Below are 19,159 nucleotides of genomic sequence, written 5' to 3' on the forward strand. Positions count from 1 at the left end.
GCACCGGATTGACAGGAAAGTACGCCGCCATTGGCATCACGGCTTATCAGGCCGTTAGGGTAACAGGCCATGCCTGCAACGTTGACCTGACCCAGCTGCAAAACACCGCCAGCCGAAAGGTTGCCTGACGCTTTGACTGTGGCACCAGATACCTCGTTTGTTGCCGTAATATTTCGTCCGGCGCTGATGTCGCTTTCGGCACGTACCGTAGCTCCTTTTACTTGTGCTCCCGCTGTAATATTTTGGGTGAAATTACCGTTCGCTCCGCTGACGTTACTGGTGAATATTCCGTTTGAACCACTTACGTTTCCACTAAATGCTCCTGTCTGACCATTAACGGTGCCAACGCTGTTCAGGTTATTTCCACCCATATCGATGGCTGTGTGCATCTTATTCAGGTCGGGGCGGCCATTAACCTGAAAACGGTACAACCTGTCGTTATCCTCCTGTGCACCAGATAACTCATCTGTTGAGAGAAGCACGACGATATGCCCGTTTCCTGAAGTAGCTCCGTAGCTACTCAGCGGGATTTTCCACGTCCGCAAGGCACCAGTGGCAGTTTTACCGTCATCGATGTATCCTCCGAATCCGGTTTTGATATCCCGCGATATCAGCCTCAATGCTTTGGCCGGATATACACTGCCACCGCTTGATACCACCATTCCCTGCAACAATTCCGTGTTCTGCCCGTTTCTGACCAGGTACGTGTTCATACGCTGACCCTGGCTGTTTGTTTCGGTAAAACCGGACGGCAGAAAACCGGTATTTTTAAGCATGGCTGTGGTGATCACTGTCGGCGCAGTAGTGCTGGTTGCACTTAACAGTGTGGCATAGTTTCGCCCGACGTAGCCACGCGCAGCTGCTGCGTAGGTACTGATATGGGCTGCTTCAACCTGCCAGTTTTTCTCCTGTTGCCAGTCCTTGTATTTAGTGAGTCCAAAGACGGCCATTGCCATCACAACCAGGAGCGACAGAGCGACATCAAGATTTGCCCAGCCACGATCATGCTTTTTCATAGAATCGATATCCATACAGGTTGATACAGAAGAGTGAGCTGGAAAATACTCCCGCTAAGACAAAGCCAGGGTCCCAGCGGTCCCTCTTTTTTCCCCGATACATGCCAGGTTAGCAGCCAGAGAACAAAGGCTGCTGCTCCAAACAGAGTGACCAGTGCAGCATCTTTCCCCCCCATCCAGGCAGTCAGGCCAGTTATCAGCCATAAATCCCCCTGACCCAGACGCTGAGTGCCCCGATTTACCAGGACACTCAGTAGCGCCATCAGACTGACTGTTGCTGCGATCTCCGCCAGTTGTGTAGATATACCTTCAACTGAAACGTCTGATGCTGCTCCCCAGAGCAATCCTCCAAGTAAAAGCCGTACTGTGAAGGTTCGTGGCAGATATCCACTGACTGCGTCTGTGCTCCCGGCCTGAAGAAGGAAGGCCATCATCACTATGGCAGCTGCCCGATCAGCAACAGGAACCGGTGCAAGGGCGGCGATCATACTGAAAGTAGCGAAGAGCCAAATCCCTGCCGTCAAGGTTGTTTTCTGTTCCTTAACGTTCATCGGGTGCTCCTCCAGAAATTCGAGCACGCGGCACATCAGGCCTCTGCCAATGAGTGCGAACCCCAGTAGTAACGGCAGACTCCATGCTGTCGTCAGACTCGTAACTATGATGGTTCGCATATTCGCTTTCCTTTCACCTGTCGACAGACTCGAAGACCTTTCAGCTCCAGATAGAACCCCCAGATACGGTTGGCATATTGCTCACGAGTTTCGTGCCGATCCTTACGGAATCCAGCGTTGTAAGACCCGAGGCAATTCCAGGTCACACCACATACCTGAAAGTGGCTGGCCAGGATCCACGCCCCTATCTGAATGTTCAGACAGGGGCGCTTCAGCAGGTCTTCTGCCCCCTGGATGACACCCATCCGGACGAGCTTCGGCACATGGATTGAGTTAATCTGCATCAACCCATAGTCCGTGCTGACCGGATTACCCTTTTTATCCCGGTTGGTGTTTGTGACCCATGGACGGAACGAGGACTCCCCTTTGGCCACAGCCTTAAGCAGCAGTGGCTCGATCTGGTATCGGGCACCGGCATTGTTAAAGCAGGCATCAAAAGTCGCAGGCGGGGAGTTCGTGCTGGCCATCAATGGGCCGGAGGAAAAGGACAGAATGAGCAGCGTCATTAACAGGTGGCAGGAGAGAATGCGTTCTCTCCGCATGTTGTCTCCTTAGCTGTTCATCGTGAAGATCAGCTTGTTGGTACCTGTGCTGCCATTGTCAGCTGTGCATTGCGCGCTGGCTTCTTCAGTTGTCACGACCCCATCACTGTGCGCCGTGGAGTTGACGGTGATCGCATCAGCAATTTTGGCGCGACTGAGTTGTGTGACTAGCGAGACGCAGGCACCCTGAGGAACCATTTCGTAGGTCAAAGAGAACCCATTTGAGAACCCGGAGACTGTGACAGGTGACAGTGTCACGGCTCCACCCCATCCATTATAAAGCGTGGCAGTCCCGGAAGAGGGGGTACCACGTACAGTCATACTTTTAGGCTGAAGTTTCATCTGGATAAGCGAGCCCATCATTTTGGCACCGGAAGTGAATGTGTATCCATCTCCTCCTTTCATCATGTTTTGGGTGCTTGTGATGAGCGACTGAATGTTCGACGACTCCTTACCTACGTTGACGTTATTTTTGAGGGCGAAGTATCCCGCAAGCACGAACCCGATGACGGCCAGCACGATTAGAGCAAGACTGCCCTGCTCCAGGTAGCCCCAGCCGCGGGGGTGCGTAACCGTCTTGGTTGGTTTGTATAGCTGAGAAGTTTGTTCAGAATTAAATTGCATGGTTTTTCCTCATTTAAAAAGAGCCCGACGAGTTGCTAAGGGCATTGATATCCATAACGACAAAGACCAGAAGCAGAAGCATCATGATCATTGACAGGAACATGAATCCGCGGACAACGACAGCACGTTTTGCTACGCGCTCCAGGGTTTGCTCAAGCCAGCGCTGACCGTAGTTGATGATGATTTCATCGTCTCCATCCCCCTGGAGAAGGGAGAGGAAGTTGGCCGCTTCCTGCGACGGGAAATCGTAACCGCAGTCCTTCAGGGCCAGTCCGAAATGTTTACCTTCACGTACGTGTTCGGTAATTGCGTCGATTCGGACTGCAAGCCAGGGGGATGCAGTTTCCTGCAGGATCTCCAGCGCGTCTTTGGTTCTTACGCCGGACTGTAGCAGTGCACCAATGTTCAACAGGAAGGTCGCGCCCTGAATATCCTTATAAACCGACCATGGCATCAGCCCGTCGAATACACGACGAAGCCTGTCAGGGCGATGCCAGCGCGGGAGGGACCAGACCGTCCAGATAATTAACGCGGTGGCCACGACGCCGGTTATCACACCATACTCACCGAAAAACACTGAGATCCCGTAAAGAAACCCTAGTGCCCCGGTCCAGCTCTCTGGCGGGCTGATTTCTGTCAGCGTGGCAAGTAGCTCGGTATTCAGTACATAGATGGAACTGGACAACATGATGGCAAAGCCAATCGGATAGATGGCCATCTGCCATACAGCTGCACGAATACGCTTACCCGCGTGTGTCAGGGCACAGGCGTATCTTAGTGAGCGTGGAAGTGACTCACTGCGTATGCCGGCGCTTATAACGGAAGCTTCTGCGGCAGGTAGCCATCGGGTGAGTGTACGCTCAAGCGTTTTATCCCCGCTGTTTTCCCTTAACGCATCAATGCAGTCGTCCGTCAGCTCAACGTAGGGATGCCACTTCTGTCCGAAGTTCGTCCAGGCATTGCGCATTTTCTCCAGAGAAGGCTTTAGTTTCTGTCGGTTTTCAATCAGAAACCGCAGCGCTTCATAGAACTGAACTCGGTACTGTCCGCTGAACGTTTTACGAACCAGGGTATAGCGGAGTCGTTTCAGGAAATGCATTTCACGCATCATCCACCTCCAGACGTTCATCTTCATCGAGTGGAATGATCCGGTTGGCCATCAGCGGGTCGACCAGTCCGTCGTTGATTTTATGAAGGACGTGCCGGACACGGCTGATCCCCTGCATGTTGTTTATCCAGAACTGGCGAGCTGCGACCTTGCCGTCAGTTTTCAGCAGTTTAAAAAGACGGTTATTGGTCTCAATAACCTCGGCAATGACAGTACGTCCCCTGATACCCTGACCGACTTTGCCACGCACCTGGCCGTTGATCTCCACCACCTGTGTGCAGGCTTCACACCCGGCCGGGTTATGGAAATAGAGCCTGTCGGTTGAACAGACGCCTTCAATATTGCAGTATTTCTCCAGCCAGTTCTTTTCCTCCTCACTTAAGGTGTTGACCTTATCCTGCCAGGATATACGACATTCCGGACATAGCGTGGGTACCAGACGCTGACTGATTAGCCCGATTAAAAGTTGGGCATCACACAACAGATTTTCGTTAACACCGAGCGTAACCATACGCTCCGGGATGCCAAGTGCTGAGTTTGTGTGCAGGGTGGTCATCACCAGGTGCCCGGTCTGGGCTGCATAAATGGTGGCCAGCATCGAGACAAGATCACGCATTTCACCCTCCATAATGGCGTCCGGATCCAGTCGCAGCGCTGACGAGATAGCTTTTCCCCAGGCGATACGTACTGCTTCCTCATCTGATTTGTCGCAGATGATCGGTGTCTGAACTGCTCCCACGACCTGCCCCTCAAGTGGGTCTTCGATGGTCAGAAGGTGTTGCCCGGGGTTGGTATCCAGATATACACGGCAGGCGGTACGGAGTGTGGTGGATTTACCGGAACCAGTTGGTCCCGAGAGGATGATCTTCCCTTCAGGTCGGTCAATCATGCGTTTAAGCAGCTTGATTTGTTCGGGTAGATAACCCAGTTGCAGGAAGTCAGGTACGTTGTTACCGTCATCCGGAATAAGTCGCATAACCGCAATCAGCCCATCGCCAGTTGGACGGTGACTGTAGCGGGCACCAAACAGTCCTATTTTACGCATCATGGCCGGGGAGAGTCGTGCATCCTGTTCCCGGTGTGGGTAGAAGCTGGTTTCTGACACATCCGACATCGAGAGAATACAGGTGGCACAGAGGGACATTCCTTCCTCCCGCCGACGTTCATCCACCACATGTAAATAGCCGTGGACACGCATTTTGACCTGGAAGAGCGAATCAGAAATCAGAAAGTGAATATCTGAGGAACCGAGCTTTTTGGCCACTGAAAAATAGTTCAGGATCCGTTGCTCACTTTGGCTGCTGTCTCCATCCAGGTCTGCCAGAGTTAATCCTGTCTTGGCGCTGGCCTGCGGTTGAGCTTCCTGCTTTTTCCGTGCCTCTCGTAAGTCTGAGAGAGTGACAAACCGATGTTTGATCCCCGGGTGTTTGTTCATTAAGTCCATCAGCGCGGCCTGTACACTTGGGACGCCTCGCTGGTTGGTATCGATGAGGATTTCTTTCCTGTCACCGTCATCAAACAGCAGAAGAGATTCTGCAGTAATAGCGCTCATGGTTAGTCCCCAAAGGCAAGCAGTGTGCCATCGCTGAGTGTGACGCCGGCTAGCGTAATGCTCTTGACTGTGCTCTCCATCCCTGGAATACGGCTTCCCGGCGATACAACCAATGACTGTCCTGATTGGAGTTGCAGTGTGGCGCGGAGGTTTTTATCGCGGCCGTTAATCTCAAGAACGACAGGGCGATTATTCATGGTAACCGGGCGTGCAGGCTGACCGGGCAGTGAAGTATCGCCGAAGGAGGCACCGGGAAGAGCGGTGGCAGGAGTGCTGGCGCTGGATTGATTTTCCTCAAGCTGGCGCTGCAGTTGCGCCCCCTGAACTTCTGCCTGAAGAATAACGTTTCGTATATGCAACTGTTCAAGCTGCCCTTTTGTCACACCGGGTGTCAGATTCCCTGCTGGCTGTGATACCTGTTGGTTCGTTGACTGAGAGGCCTGAACGGGTAAAGGCCCGAATATTGACAGCAGGAGCCAGAGTGTCGCCTGCCGAAGAAATTTACTTTGCTGACGCATAAATTTTACCTTCAGTGGTATAGCTGAACGCACTTCCGTTCAGCTCGAATGTTAAACGGGTAAGTCGGATACCAGTTTCATCCAGACCGTCGAATAAGATGATGGCGGGGAGGGGCGCGGAAAAACTAAACGCGTATTCCTGCCAGTCCTGCACAGGAGGCGGTTCTCCGTTCGACCCCGGCAGGACTGGAGGCATGGCTACATCGGTGATGTTGAGTGTGATTTGCTGACGCTGGAACCAGGAGAGGATGCGGATGAGCTGCAATGAACTGTCAGGCACTGCTTCATCTCTGAGTGGTCTGTCCGGGGGCGGTAATGAAATTCGGGCTTCCCGCCCCCCCTCCTTGAGATTGAATAATGGCGTGACACCGAAGACCTCCTGACTGCGAGCGAGAAACCCTTCAACTGTGCCACCGGGCATAATCTGGTACAAAAGGGTTATCCCGTCAGGAGAGCAGGTCCCGGATGCCAGTTTCCAGCTCCCCAGAACATGTAGCGCCGGATCGGTCTTTCTCTGACAATCCTCGATCAGAGCCTGGGCTGTTACCTCGCGTGCCCAGGGATGAGGCAAAACCTTAGGTTTTGCCTGACTGGCGAACATTGCGCGCGCCCTGGCCTGTATTTCTTCAGCGGTGAGTACCGGTTCCTCCGGTGGTGTGGTCGTCTGCCACCAGGCAATGGCGCCTGAGCCGAGCAGCAGTATCGCGCAAGCCAGTAACCAGCGCTGTCTCTGGAGCCCATCTACATGCACACGGCATTGCTGTCGCCTGCGTGCAGATAGTCCGGCAAAGAGACTGTTAGCATCAAGGGGGGTTTCCACTGATGCCAGACAGTCCCAGCCTTCTGGGGGCGGTTCGTTCATGCTCAGGAACAGTGTCAGCAGCTCCTGCATTTTGTCCGCACTCCCTGTTTTATCGGCAGTGACGGCAGGCACACCATTAATACTGGCCAGAAACACGAAGTCGGTACTACTCAGCCGATAAATGCCGTATCCATTTCGTGTGCTGGCACAGAACGCGAGTGCCAGCGAAAAGAGCTGGTGACGTCGATAACGGACGGGCAATCTGCCACTCCCTGCGACTGATTGCCCTTTTTCCCGTGTATTGAATTGTCCGGTTGAGGTGTGGACGCCAACGCCGTCTGTTCTTCCGGAACGTGATTTTATTAGTTGAAATGACGGCAGCCGAAATTTCTGTTTTTCCGTTGGCGCCCAGTCCATCCCCGCCAGCCAGTAACGGCTGCGGGATTTTCCATCCCGGATTGTAAACAGGTAATCCTCATCCTTCATTTCAGCCTCCGGAACTTTGCGGGAATGTCGGTGTGATCACGATGACCAGGGTGGTCCGTTCGTTTTTACCTGACTGACTTCCGCCCAGGAGCGGGTTCCCTGGCGTAAAGGTGCCGGATTTATTGACGGAGGTATTGTTCTGATCAAAACCAGTAAGGATCAGCGATTGCCCGGCCCGGAGATTTGCCTTCTGGCTCAGAGAGCGCAGTTTGGTATATGGCATCTCGATGTAAGAGTTCCCGTCTTTTGACGTGAAGTTACGGATGGTCGGTGGATCTGACAGGTTGAAGTTTACCTGTAGCTGAACGTTACCTGTTTCCTGAATCAACGGTAACAGGGTCATGTTGAAACCGGTGGTGATCATCCCAGGAGTCAGCGTTGTAGTGGCGCCGACATCGGTGGTTGTCGTTGTAGCCGACTGCGCTACATAGACCGTCTGATCTGCCATCTGAATAGGCACGGGCGTCAGGTTAGTCACGGTACTGGACTGAGAAGTGACGACGCTGACATCGCCCTGTTCTGACAACGCTTTCAGCAGAAGGCTGGAGCCAGCAAACTTCGCGGCATTACCAGTAGCGGTATCAAGAATGGACGCGCCGGCAGAAATACCGCCAGTGAGATCCCCTGTCGCGTTGTTAAGCGTGGCGCCAGCAGAGTGCAGAGACTTGTACACCAGGTTCCAGTCAATCCGGAAATCTTCGTTTCGTGAATTACCGACGCTCAGGACTTCAACATTCAGGGCTACCTGCCTGTTCATGATGAGATTTTGCTCGTTCACATAACGGGCCACAGCGGCCTGTACTGACGGCGTGTCCGTCACAATCAGTGAGGAGCTGGAGGAGGACAGCCAGTAGCGACCTTTGTTCGGGGTCAGCATCGACTCCACAGCTTTTCGCAGATCAGCATACAAATCGTATTCCTGCCCCGTGGTTGTGCTCTGGGAGGTTGTGGATTCGCCGGAGGCGGAGTTATCTGTACCACTGGTGGCTCCCATACTGCTGGTCGTCCCTGAGCTGACGCTCGACGTGCTGGACGTTTTAGTGTTCAGCATGGCCAGTGAATAGGTCCGGGTTTCCATCAGATAGAACACGATAGTTCCATTATCCATTCGCCAGTAGAGACCGCTACGGCTGGCCATCAGATCCAGAAGTCCGCCCAGGTCTCCCTGCCACATCAGTCCGGTAAGGTTCAGGGGCTGGCTGGTTCCTCCAGTCGGCAAAGAATTTACGACCCCCAGACTGGCCAGTGGCGTCCGACCGCTGTCATCAGGTGGTGGTAGTGTGCCACTCATCTGGCGTGTGACGCCGGTACTGACGCTGCTCTGGCTGATATCAAGGGCGTCAGGAGTAAAAATAACGGGGGTTCCACACAGCGCGGTGATGCGTTGTGCCAGTTCCTGTAGCGTAATTGTATTTTTTGCCTGGGTGATATTACATGACGGAGCCTGGTGGTTCCGTTCACGAACGGCGACCGGGATAGGACTCGGATTAATCCACTGACGCTCCGTCCAGGTCAGTGGTTGTTGATGTTGTGTTCGCGGGAGCTGTGCCTGTGCGCGGGCTACCGTGGCGTCAGATTGTGCCTTAGTCTGCATTTTGTTGATTTCAGAGAAGGTACAACCTGCGAGCATGGCAAAGCAGGACGCCATCAGCAGGCGTCGCAAAAGGGTTTTCTTCATGGGGGAAATCCGGATTAGTTGAGGTAAACCACAGCGCCTTCAGGAACGCCCTGTGGAGCCGTGAGCCCGGTGGCCAGACCGGAAAGCCAGATTAACTGGCCGCTTCTCATGGTGCCGATGAGTGCCGAACCTCGACTCTGTGCCCGTAGGGCATCAACGAGTCCAGCTTGTTCCGGCATCCAGACCCACAATCTACTCTGAAGTAACCGGTACTGGATCCGGGCGTCGGGAGTAAAGGGAAGACCCAGCTGGTCAACTGGAACTGTGCCGTTCGTTTGGCCAGTTTTGTAACGCCAGTCGTTAACGCGGTTGGCGATAGTCAGGATCTGGGAGGCATAAAGCTGGCCGCTCTGCGTCTGTATTGCAGTCCGGCTGGTCTGATTTTGTTGCGAATCTATATCACCGACAATCAGAAAAAATATCATGCTGATTGCCAGTATGACCCAGCCCATCACCGACCTGCCGGAGTGTCTGTGACAGATACCACGCACTGCATGCGGGAAGCTTCAGCATAAAGCGGTTTCTGTGCTGAGCGGTAAAGGTCGAACATCTGACCGAGCATGGTTTCAAATGAGCCGCGGAAGGTCAGTGGTGCGTCAAGCCGATAATCCGTCACGGATACTGGCCAGATAACCGTCCAGTGCGATGATGCGCCTGATTCACAGCGGGTATCCTGCGCCCATTTCATCAACATTTCCCGAAGAGTCGTTCCCGATGGCGCCAGCCAGGTTTTACCCTGAACCACAGGTGCGACTGGTTCCCCGGTGGCTGGTTGTGCTTTAACTACCGCTGTTGGTGCCTTCACCGGTTTTGTTGTTACAGAGGATGTGCTGGTTTTAACCGCTGCCGGCGGTATGGGTTGGGTCACCTCCGGTCCGCTGAACGGATTTCTCGGCGCGCCAGACGCCTGTGGCGGAGCAGGGAGGTTTCCAGTGGACAGTGCAGGGACGGTCATCTGAGCGGTTTGCCCCTTTCGCTGCAATGTGACGGTATGACGATCCCAGTCCAGCTGACCCTGGATGGATTGCTCTGTCAGCAGACGGTTGAGCACCCTGGTCCACTGGTCATTGGTATCGACCGAGACGATACGGGTATTCAGTACAGGTCGCAGGGCATTCTCATAGTTCAGCGTCCATCCAGTCGGAATGATGCGCCTGACCCACTGTTCGAAAGTGAGGTTACGCACCGGTGATAATGACAGAACGGCAACGGGACCTGGTGTGCCTGTAAACGTGAGTGCCGGCAGCGCCGGATTCATGATGGGGCTCACTGAGCTGGCTTGTTTTGCGGAGGAGGCCATCATTGTTGGTTGCGGCAGCGGGGAGGTCTGCGATGTTACCGCTACAGATGTCGGCTGGCGTACAGGAACGGGAGTGGCCGCCGGAGGCGCAATTCGCCGCTGTGTCTGTGTAATGATATCGGCACTATCGCTGATCTGGCCGTCGACAAACACGAGCGCAGGTGTGTCAGGAGCGATGTTACGGTTATTAAATCCCGCGCAACTGCTTAACAGCGACGGTATTAACAGGGGCAGGGCAAGTTTATTCATGATGATCCCCGGGGGTTATTCGGTGGGGTGAACGGTAATACGTGGAAAAGCACAGTTCGCGTCAAAACCGGTACCGCTGATCAGAACATCGTCTCCGCGCGCTATCAGAATTTTTTGCTGTTGAGTTATGTAATTTTGCGAGGGCTGGTCTATCCCTTCCTCGGCTGAGCCAGCTGGGAGTTTTGATAATTCGGGATGGCAGGCGTGTCGTACCGCCAGTGAAACGAGTTGTTTGTCATCCCCTGCATCGCTGACGACAGCCCTGACCGTGGTTCCATAAGAGAGAGTGCGGTATTCCTTACTGACGATTTTCCCATCTTCCGTAGTGACCGAATTTACATAGCGTACGCTGTCTGAGTTGTCGAAAGTAACAGGTTGGCTGAGCGGCGCATCCATCCTGAGAGAAATCACTTTTTGGACAGAGGCTGGTTTGCCGTGAGTAATGTCAATACGCTGATCGGGCTGTGAGGACGAGCAGGCGCTCAGGATAAGCGGCAATACGGCAAGGGTAATATGTTTCATGTTTTTACTCCGGAGTTAGTTGTTAGTGAAATACAGGTATGAAAGGGAGCAGGAAGTGACGAGTCGGGACGGTTATGTTTTTTGAGAGATGATAATGAGGCGGTTCGTTTCGTCATTGAGGGGAAGAGCAACACTGAGCTTCTGTCCACCTTTTAATCTGAGAAGTTGTCGGAAGTTGATAGCGTAACGGGAATATTCATTTTTTGAGCTGCCAGTGGTCCGGGAAAGCTCTACGGTCATCTGCATTAATGCAGAGTCTGCGGAAAGAGCCGGCGTTATCACTAATGAGAGATCATCCACGACATTTTCTTTCTTCTTCTCCCCTGTCGTTGCGTGTTGTTGAGCGGAGTAATTTGAAACAGAGAAAAGTAATGCCTTGTTGTTGGTTGTGACTCCTGACATATCGTAGAGCAGCCTGACGTCCCCTTTAGCGACCAGTTCCGTGAGTTCGTCTCCCAGTGAAGCGCTGACCGGTCTTAAAGATATTTTTGCACCTGGCTGTTCAAGCAATTCCTTTAGTTCAGGCGTTACGGGAGTGGAAAGCTCGTAAATACTGGCTCTGACAGGAATGTATGCAGTTTCGTTTTTCTGATACTGCCCGATTTCATTACGGTGATGAGCCTGGTTTGAAGTAGTAGCTCCGTTGCAGCCATATAACGCCAGCAGGGAACATAGCACGCCCAATGTATGCGTTTTCATGATTAAGCCTCGGCAAAAAGATTAATGAAGGTCAGGGCGCCATACATCTCCGTAGCGGACGCCTTCACGGGCACCCCATGCTGACTCCGGCAGTGTGTGATGTCCGATATAGAGTGTGCGAAGAGTGGCTTTGGGTAGTGAGATATCGCGGCCACGGACAACAGAGAAACGATCGAGATAGAAAGACTTTTCTACCTCATCATCTTCATTTTTTTTCAGGAGGAGTTGAAGCGTGACGGGGGAAGTCATTGAGCCTGTCGCGGTAAATGCTTCTTCCATACGGGTGAACTGTAGGATGTGGTTCTTACGATTTCGCTGGCGTTCCATGATTTCAGTTACAACCTGCTCAGGCCAGGGGCAAAGGCAGTGCTTCCAGCCAAGGCCGAGAAGTGAATTAAGAACTGCCCGAAAACGAAACAGATCACAGTTCCCGGTTGAAACAGCGTTGGTCCAGAGCGCAGTCAGGACGTCATCAATGGGACGATTTCGTTCGTTTTCGAGCAACTGCCGGATAGTCATAAACTCGCTACCCATCCCTTTGAATGTTGGTATTCTTCGTGCTCCGCTTAGCCATTCTGCGATGAATCTACGTTTGCCACGCTCTGAGGTTATGTGATGGTTTTCGACTGCCGTACGTAAGGCTACGAGAATGCACCACAAGAGATGGCTGACCTGTTCCTGGGTGGACTGCATGGTTTGTCTCTCTCTGGTTCCGGTTTCTGGCAATGACGTCTGTACCTTCATTCCGCCAGAATGAAAGAAGCCTGAAAGCAGGCTGGCTACAGGAACAGAGGGTGTTCATTGGGCAGGGCCAGCCCAGACGTCATTGCCGGAAAACGGTGAAAAAAAGCCCCCGTGAACGGGGGAAACTAAAGGGATGGTGTAAAACTGGTTTGGACCAGCTTTAGAGGCTCGGTTAAGTACATTTTAAAATCCCCACGCATCAGCATGGGTGATCATATCGAACAGCATTGCAGTCCGGGATATGGGATGATCCGTTTTATCTAACTGGGTAAGGCGTTTGTATTGGCTTTTTGTCAGCCAGATATCTGATGCCGCTTCGAGTTCAGCTCTTGCCGCAGGGTGATGAGTCGGGTCGGGGTATTTCTTCATTAACGCTTCGACTACCCTTGTATTCACAGGGGCAATTTTACTGCCGAATTTTACAAAGTCGCAGAATGCAGAGTGCGCCCGAATCATATCTATTTTCTGTGATTCAAAATCTGCCTTAAGGAAGAAATATCCTGGGAAAACGGCCGAGATCCTTTTTCTGAAAACATGCGGGGCATCCGCACGCCGTATTTGCGTTAAGGATAAAGGTGTCCAGGGTGTTATTCTCCTGTCGTGTAGCCAGTCGAATAAGTTCTCGCGGTTTTTGCCCCCGGTAATATAGAGAGCAAGATACCATTGTTGGTTACATACAGTCTCAATATTCATTTTTTGAACGCTTCGCGCAGAATTGATCCATGAAAGGATAATTCAAGTTCAATGGGGTCGAACATACTCAACCATGAAGGCTAAACAGTCTTACTAACAAACACTTAAGTTTGCATGCTGTAGTTCGAACGCCTTCATGGCTCAGGATGCTCTTGTCATGAGTTTCAAAGTTATACTAGGCCGGATCAACTTATAAAACTCAGTTTAATGATCTTAATTTTTTTATTTGTTGTAAAGTAAAATGAGATGAATCTTAAAAAATGTACCCGTTAGGGTACATTTGATGATTATTTATTGAGCATTATTACAAATATTGTAGAGAGTAAAGCAACCCTCAGTGCATCACTATTATCCAGTTCGAGTTTCTGCACGCTTCTTTTTATATTCTGCTTAACCGCCTCAACAGTAATATTATAATTACTGGCAATAATACTTTTGGCTACTCCAAATGTATGAAGGAGACAGATTTCAAGTTGCTTTCTCGAAAGTGGTTGAAAATGTTTGTGTACCATTTCAACTGCTTGATTTTGCATAATATTTTGTAACATACCTGTCTCCTATTTAACATAAGTGAATAGGAGTTGACGGTAGAACAGGCAGTTTCTTTAATCTTTTTACGAAAGGGTAAAGCCCTGCATTGAGAATAGGTTTTGTGGATCTGTTCACGTCTGGAACAGCTTTGGGTGATTGGATTGATGTGAAAAATGCTAGGCAGGTAGCAAATGTGGCCATCGTTTCAGCCTCCACGTAGATAGTATCGAAAGCTACCTCGAAGTTTCCACGCTTCTGGTGGTAGCCCAGGCAGGGGTGGAAATACCGGTTACGTGTACCCGGCCAACCTTGACGGTTGCCCCACCTGAGCCACCATTGAGATACAAACGGCGACAGGCAATAAAAAACACGCAAGCGCGTGTTTTTTGTACACGTAAAGTCGGGTTTCCACGCCCGGTTGGACATCTATTCCAACTATTACAGGCTACTCAGGAACTAACGTTCAGTCAAGACGGTGGTTTTAAGTTTGTTTTAGATCACAGATCGTTTAAAGATCAACGATAATAAGACTTTCTAAAGTCTAATTGTGGTTCTATACTGAGTCGCATTAGTTAGCTATCTTGTTGTGAGGGCTCTCAATGTCGCGAACGATTCTTTGTAACCGTGTTGCAGGTGTTTCTGAGCTTAAGGCTAATCCAGAAAAACTTGTGACATCGACTGCTGGCGAGGCTCTGGCGATTTTGAGCTACAACAAACCAGTGTTCTACTGTGTGCCACTAGAGCTTTTTGAGAAGATGAAAAAAGCTCTGGAATCCCAAGATTCTCAGGCACATGGTTAATGGTTAGCTCTTGGATTTCTTTAAATTGATCGTTTGGGATCTTAGTGTTAGAGTCCCGACGATTGAGTTCAGGTATGATTGGTAGCCAAGCCATAAGTTGGCAGGATCTGGGGTAGTAAATATCAAACTCCAGATAAAACAAAACCCCGAGAATCTCTTCACCTTGGCCGGACGAGAAGATTAACGGGGTTGCTTTGAAACATACAGAAGTTGTTGCTTCTGTATGGGAGTATAACCCGTGCGCGAAAAAAGACAAGAGATTCCGTGCTTACTCCTTCTGTGCAACATAAGCGCAGGAAGTGGTGAGTAAGCAGAAATATGAAACCACTACACTTTACCGTCAGGTCAAAAACCCGAATCCGGTATTCACGCCGCGCGAGGGGAAAAAGACACTGCCGTTCTGTCGTAAGCTGATGGCGAAAGCCGAAGGCTTCACGTCCCGTTTTGACTTTTCCATCCATGTGGCGTTCTTACGCTCGCTGGGTAAACGTCACCGGATGCCGCCACTGTTGCGCCGCCGGGCCATCGATGCCCTGCTCCAGGGGATGTGTTTCCATCATGACCCGCTGGCCAATCGTGTACAGCGCTCCATCACCAATCTGGCCATCGAGTGCGGTCTGGCCACCGAGTCAAAAAACGGCAATCTGTCCATCACCCGTGCCACGCGGGCGCTGAAGTTTATGGCGGAGCTGGGGCTGATTACCTACCAGACCGAGTATGACCCGCAGATAGGCTGCAACATCCCGACCGATATCACCTTCACGCCGGCACTGTTCTCTGCGCTCGACGTCTCTGACGTGGCTGTTGTGGCTGCACGTCGCAGCCGCGTTGAATGGGAAAATCAGCAGCGCAAAAAGCAGAACCTGAAGCCGCTGGAGATGGACGAGCTGATAGCGAAGTCCTGGCGGTTTGTGCGCGAACGGTTCCGCAGCTATCAGTCCGAACGTAAACAGCATGGCCTAAAACGCGCCCGTGCACGTCGTGACTCGGACAGAACCCGTAAGGACATTGTGACCCTGGTGAAGCAACAGCTGACGCGGGAATACGCCAGCGGGCGATTCACCGGTGGTCTTGATGCCATGAAGCGGGAGCTGGAGCGCCGCGTGAAAGAGCGCATGCTGATGTCGCGTGGCAACAACTACACGCGGCTGGCCACCGTCCCCATATAACCCTTCCTGTGTGAAAAATCCGGCTGGCGCCGGAGGGTTTCGCACGTCTGCAGCTCCCGGCTGACGGTTTTCTGCACGAAATGACGGCCGTCCTTCCTGACATTCACCCCATCTCGCCATCAGAATGGCCAGAAATTGCATCAGAGAGTCCACATCTGGTCGCCAGATTTAGTTACCCACAAATAACTGCAAGGGACCTTTCCATAAGGTTACAACCGTTATGCTTACAGAGCGCCAGCCGACCTGATTTCAAAGTGCGTGGTTTCCTTTAAAAACCTGCTCTGTACTTCTTTTAAATATCTTTTATTTCATTCATATAAATATATAACCTGTTCGTCGCCTGACCTGTGGACAGGCTCCTGAAAATGCCCGCCCTTGCAGCGGACTATGTCCGCGCCGGTTCGGTTCAGGCGCTCTGCGCCTGGAGGTAGCACCCGCCAAAAATGGCGGGCAGGGTGCAGTACGTTACAAAGTGCCAATGGTCAACCATCGATCTCCTGTATCCTCAGCTCCACATATAGACCCACCACTGAAAAGCGCAGCCACCCGGCCCGAAGGGCCGGAAGACATCGCTTTTAATAATGGATGTTGTAACTAGGATCTGAGTCGCTTAAATGCATTCTGCTGCCAAGTTCTGTGTAACACGCCCGTAAGCGGTCCTGACGGCCCGCTAACGCGGAGATACGCCCCGACTGCGGCTACGCCTTGTCGTGACCACTCCGACGGCGCACATCAAATTCTGTGAACGCTGAAAGCGGGTTATGGCTTAACAGGGGGAAGTGATGGATTGGTGGGACCTATCAATAATGTAACCGGCTTCGCCGGGTTACGGCGCCATTTACGCAGGAGCAATATTCAGCGACAGAGGGCGCCTTCATGCGCCTTCGGCGCATTTATTGAATGCCTGCGCGCTGCTCGGCATTCTCACACCAGAATCTGGTAGCTGCGTTACCGGCTTTGTCGGACGACTGCGCTACTGGCCTTCATTTTCATAGTTAACATTCGCTGGCGCCTCCATGTAGCCAGGCGGCATACTGCTACTTAGATCCTCCGACTCAATAAGGTCTGACTGAAGGTGCCAGTAATGCAGCTTTTTCACGGAACCAGACAGCGTTTTGATAAGTTTGATGTGGCCTACAAGGGAACAGGTGAGTCCGGAAACATCGATGCCTGCTGGTTTACGGATAATTTTAAAGGAGCCAGTAATCATGCGTTATTCAAAAACAGAAATCCCGGACAGCCACTTGTTTGCCGGTGTGAACTGAACTCCGGGGCGATTATCGCTAATCACCGGCTGCCGCTCGCAGAGCAGCCCGATATCGCGGCACGTCTGAGAGATGGACTTCCTGTCAGCATCAGTAGCCAACTCAGTAAAGGCCGGGACTGGCATGCCCTGCGTGAGCCTCATTACAGCACTTACAAAGGGCGTATGTTTTATGTGGGTAACAGGCATGTGGATTCAGATGAAATGATCCGCCTGTACCTGAATTGTGGTATCCAGGGCGTTTATGACTGGGAAGGTATATTTACGGACAGCTATCTTCACGGTACAACTACCGTGATATTTGATACCAGTGCAGTGGCTATTATTGACAAAATCGAATACGGATCTGACGACTGGCATAGCTGGCTGAGTGAATACCGGGAGAAGAATTGTGTTCTGGAAAGGGAACAGGAAGTACAGCAGGCTCACCACGGCCAAGAATAACTTTGAACATCTGCTGTCGGTTGCGTCTTCGCTTCCGGTCCAGGCTTTGCCGGATTTGATTCGCGCTATGGTCCGCCCTTTGCAGAGTGATTTCCTGCTCGCGGTGGCAGAAGAAGGAACCGATGCCCGTCCGGATTTGACACCCGGGGCATTTTTCTTTAATGCCATCACAGAGGTTCAGGACTATAGCCGTATGAAGGCGGGAGAAGTTAATCCAGAAGATTACCCGCTTTCTCTGGCCAGTGATATGGTTCTTCCCTGGCCGTGGAGTCTTTCCCGTTATATCGATAATGTGTCCCGGATTGGTACGGCAAAAGGAAGAGTATGGCAGCAGGATCGTACTAATCATTATGTTGAACTCTGGCTGCCCTGGCGCATTGGTTTTGTTCGGGGAGGTAATCACTCCATCACGGCCGGTATTCTGGCGGGGGAAGGAACGTTAATCCCTGAACACGTGTGGGATATGTCTTTTCTTTTTGAGCGAATAAATACCGACGGGCTCCACTGGTATGTTGACGGTAAGAAAACTGAAGACGTGAAGTCCTGGCGCGCAGCTGCAATATTTGAGACAGGCCGGCTAATGGCTTCTTGTCCTGACGACAAATAAGGAATATGTAATGGATATCGCGCTTTTTCCCGGGCAGAGCCGGCGTCAGTGGGTTGATACAATGATCAATCTGGAAGCCCGTAAGCTTGTGAATACCGCAAATACCGTCGCGGCCATGCACCTCAGTGATTCACTGACCCGTCTGAAATTCGTGGATGAAATAAGACAGGTTGTCATGCAACAGTTTGACGCGGCGAGAAGAGCAAGGAGCGATGAAGAATGCATTGCCTGCCTGAAGAACCTCAGGGCTGAGAATGAGTTCCTGCTTGAACAGTCGCGCATGCTGAAAACCGGTTATGCCCGGATCTACGCTGAAATTCAGTATGTAACAGAGCAGAATAAAATTGTCGGATACTTCATATCCGGAATTAAGGTCGTTCTCGCCGGCGTTCAGGCTGTGTTTGGCGGTGTGATGATCGCAACGATGACGCCTGCTGGTATGCTTGCCGGTGCCGTTCTGGTCGGTGATGCCCTTAATACAGTATCACGGGAGGCAGCCCGTCAGTTCCTGAATGAACCTGCTTCAGAAGGGATCATTGCGGACGGCGCCATGTCCGTAGCGGAGTTTATGGGCTTCAGCCGCGATGTCGGCCTGGGGATCTTTAATGCAACCACGCTTGCAGCCAGCGTTTATGGTGTGTTTGGTCTGACCGGGAAAGCTGAGGCCTGGCGTCTTTTCCGTTATCTTCCCGGAGACTATTACCGCAAGGTGGAAACCATGTCTCCGGGCAAACTGACGATGAAGGTTCTGGGATGGGGGGTCAGTGCAAAGGTGGTACTGGAACTCCTTACCCGTGATGACCGGAATCGCTGATATGTGATCTCATCAGCTTCCATGATTTATAGCCAAGTCTGACCGGCATCACCAGAAGCAGCACAATCAGCAGAAAGACGACGGCAACCACGCAGGAGATAATATGGCTGGCGCTGCCAAAGAACGCGGTGAGCAGGGTGATGATGGCCATCCCGCCGGTGATCCAGGCTACCGACAGGAAATAGCCGGCCAGATCCTTCAGAACCTTTTCCTGCGAGTCCCCCGTCGCCTGGTGACGTTTGATTCGCTCGATATCCTTACTGGTGAATCCTGCCGCGATAAGTTCCTGGTTTTTCACTGTCATTCACGTCTCCTTTAACCTGATA

The 19,159-nt window shown here is 51.9% G+C and carries 22 protein-coding genes; 5 read left to right on the plus strand and 17 right to left on the minus strand.

What is annotated here, in order from left to right; genetic code table 11:
* The 16 genes from pilV to ACOTX4_RS22045 all read right to left on the minus strand — a co-directional run.
* On the minus strand, positions 1-1,016 hold a 1,016-nt coding region (gene pilV, locus ACOTX4_RS21970; RefSeq protein ID WP_332942219.1), incomplete at its 3' end, for a shufflon system plasmid conjugative transfer pilus tip adhesin PilV.
* Entirely contained in the window at positions 1,013-1,567 is a 555-nt protein-coding gene (locus ACOTX4_RS21975; protein WP_170965317.1) for a prepilin peptidase, read from the minus strand. The genes pilV and ACOTX4_RS21975, both read right to left, overlap by 4 nt.
* A 104-nt stretch (positions 1,568-1,671) precedes the next feature.
* Positions 1,672-2,229 (minus strand): lytic transglycosylase domain-containing protein, encoded by a 558-nt coding sequence (locus tag ACOTX4_RS21980; RefSeq protein ID WP_170965318.1) that lies wholly within the window; start codon positions 2,227-2,229, stop codon positions 1,672-1,674.
* A gap of 9 nt (positions 2,230-2,238) precedes the next feature.
* Complete coding sequence (locus tag ACOTX4_RS21985; RefSeq protein ID WP_137042066.1) at positions 2,239-2,853, minus strand: type 4 pilus major pilin; 615 nt, start codon at positions 2,851-2,853, stop codon at positions 2,239-2,241.
* Between the two features lie 13 nt (positions 2,854-2,866).
* Positions 2,867-3,961, minus strand: a complete 1,095-nt coding sequence (locus tag ACOTX4_RS21990) for a type II secretion system F family protein (protein ID WP_095427094.1) — start codon at positions 3,959-3,961, stop codon at positions 2,867-2,869.
* A complete protein-coding gene (locus ACOTX4_RS21995) occupies positions 3,954-5,513 on the minus strand; it encodes a GspE/PulE family protein (RefSeq protein WP_095427093.1) in 1,560 nt (519 codons plus the stop codon). The genes ACOTX4_RS21990 and ACOTX4_RS21995 overlap by 8 nt, the downstream gene beginning before the upstream one ends.
* Before the next feature lie 2 nt (positions 5,514-5,515).
* Positions 5,516-6,031 (minus strand): type IV pilus biogenesis protein PilP, encoded by a 516-nt coding sequence (gene pilP, locus ACOTX4_RS22000; RefSeq protein WP_080298886.1) that lies wholly within the window; start codon positions 6,029-6,031, stop codon positions 5,516-5,518.
* A complete protein-coding gene (gene pilO2, locus ACOTX4_RS22005) occupies positions 6,015-7,319 on the minus strand; it encodes a type 4b pilus protein PilO2 (RefSeq protein WP_137042067.1) in 1,305 nt (434 codons plus the stop codon). Before pilO2 ends, pilP begins: the two co-directional genes overlap by 17 nt.
* A gap of 1 nt (position 7,320) precedes the next feature.
* Complete coding sequence (locus ACOTX4_RS22010; RefSeq protein ID WP_137042068.1) at positions 7,321-8,997, minus strand: PilN family type IVB pilus formation outer membrane protein; 1,677 nt, start codon at positions 8,995-8,997, stop codon at positions 7,321-7,323.
* A gap of 14 nt (positions 8,998-9,011) precedes the next feature.
* Positions 9,012-9,449, minus strand: coding sequence for a type IV pilus biogenesis protein PilM (gene pilM / locus ACOTX4_RS22015; RefSeq protein WP_022649971.1), 438 nt, complete (start codon positions 9,447-9,449; stop codon positions 9,012-9,014).
* Positions 9,449-10,546, minus strand: a complete 1,098-nt coding sequence (locus tag ACOTX4_RS22020; protein WP_137042069.1) for a toxin co-regulated pilus biosynthesis Q family protein — start codon at positions 10,544-10,546, stop codon at positions 9,449-9,451. The genes pilM and ACOTX4_RS22020 overlap by 1 nt, the downstream gene beginning before the upstream one ends.
* Before the next feature lie 15 nt (positions 10,547-10,561).
* Entirely contained in the window at positions 10,562-11,068 is a 507-nt protein-coding gene (locus ACOTX4_RS22025) for a hypothetical protein (protein WP_137042070.1), read from the minus strand.
* A 72-nt stretch (positions 11,069-11,140) separates the two neighbouring features.
* Positions 11,141-11,767: a hypothetical protein gene (locus ACOTX4_RS22030; protein WP_022650067.1), complete on the minus strand. Its 627-nt coding sequence runs from the start codon at positions 11,765-11,767 to the stop codon at positions 11,141-11,143.
* Positions 11,768-11,788: 21 nt separating this feature from the next.
* Positions 11,789-12,460 carry a hypothetical protein gene (locus ACOTX4_RS22035; RefSeq protein ID WP_047345397.1) on the minus strand — a complete coding sequence of 224 codons (672 nt, stop codon included), beginning with the start codon at positions 12,458-12,460 and terminating at the stop codon, positions 11,789-11,791.
* 234 nt (positions 12,461-12,694) lie between these two features.
* The gene (locus ACOTX4_RS22040) at positions 12,695-13,204 is read right to left on the minus strand and encodes a transcription termination/antitermination NusG family protein (protein WP_032623570.1); all 510 of its coding nucleotides are present in this window, start codon (positions 13,202-13,204) and stop codon (positions 12,695-12,697) included.
* A 287-nt stretch (positions 13,205-13,491) separates the two neighbouring features.
* Positions 13,492-13,752 carry a hypothetical protein gene (locus ACOTX4_RS22045; RefSeq protein ID WP_032650430.1) on the minus strand — a complete coding sequence of 87 codons (261 nt, stop codon included), beginning with the start codon at positions 13,750-13,752 and terminating at the stop codon, positions 13,492-13,494.
* Positions 13,753-14,334: 582 nt separating this feature from the next.
* On the opposite strand from ACOTX4_RS22045, the gene ACOTX4_RS22050 reads away from it, so the two are divergent.
* From ACOTX4_RS22050 to ACOTX4_RS22070, 5 genes are all read left to right on the plus strand, one after another.
* Positions 14,335-14,535, plus strand: a complete 201-nt coding sequence (locus ACOTX4_RS22050) for a type II toxin-antitoxin system Phd/YefM family antitoxin (protein ID WP_072021765.1) — start codon at positions 14,335-14,337, stop codon at positions 14,533-14,535.
* 302 nt (positions 14,536-14,837) lie between these two features.
* Positions 14,838-15,704, plus strand: a complete 867-nt coding sequence (gene repA / locus ACOTX4_RS22055) for an incFII family plasmid replication initiator RepA (RefSeq protein ID WP_285934787.1) — start codon at positions 14,838-14,840, stop codon at positions 15,702-15,704.
* Between the two features lie 1,084 nt (positions 15,705-16,788).
* Complete coding sequence (locus tag ACOTX4_RS22060) at positions 16,789-17,412, plus strand: hypothetical protein (RefSeq protein ID WP_155026698.1); 624 nt, start codon at positions 16,789-16,791, stop codon at positions 17,410-17,412.
* Positions 17,360-18,019 carry a DUF6710 family protein gene (locus ACOTX4_RS22065; protein ID WP_249039640.1) on the plus strand — a complete coding sequence of 220 codons (660 nt, stop codon included), beginning with the start codon at positions 17,360-17,362 and terminating at the stop codon, positions 18,017-18,019. Before ACOTX4_RS22060 ends, ACOTX4_RS22065 begins: the two co-directional genes overlap by 53 nt.
* A 10-nt stretch (positions 18,020-18,029) precedes the next feature.
* Positions 18,030-18,833, plus strand: a complete 804-nt coding sequence (locus ACOTX4_RS22070) for a DUF4225 domain-containing protein (RefSeq protein ID WP_285934786.1) — start codon at positions 18,030-18,032, stop codon at positions 18,831-18,833.
* Here the strand turns inward: ACOTX4_RS22070 and ACOTX4_RS22075 are convergent.
* The gene (locus ACOTX4_RS22075; RefSeq protein WP_155026696.1) at positions 18,808-19,137 is read right to left on the minus strand and encodes a hypothetical protein; all 330 of its coding nucleotides are present in this window, start codon (positions 19,135-19,137) and stop codon (positions 18,808-18,810) included. The two genes, ACOTX4_RS22070 and ACOTX4_RS22075, sit on opposite strands and share 26 nt — an antisense overlap.
* Between the last annotated feature and the right edge of the window lie 22 nt (positions 19,138-19,159).

Origin of the sequence: Enterobacter cloacae complex sp. IR5459, from assembly GCF_049238005.1 — a bacterium.
Lineage (GTDB): Bacteria > Pseudomonadota > Gammaproteobacteria > Enterobacterales > Enterobacteriaceae > Enterobacter > Enterobacter hormaechei_C.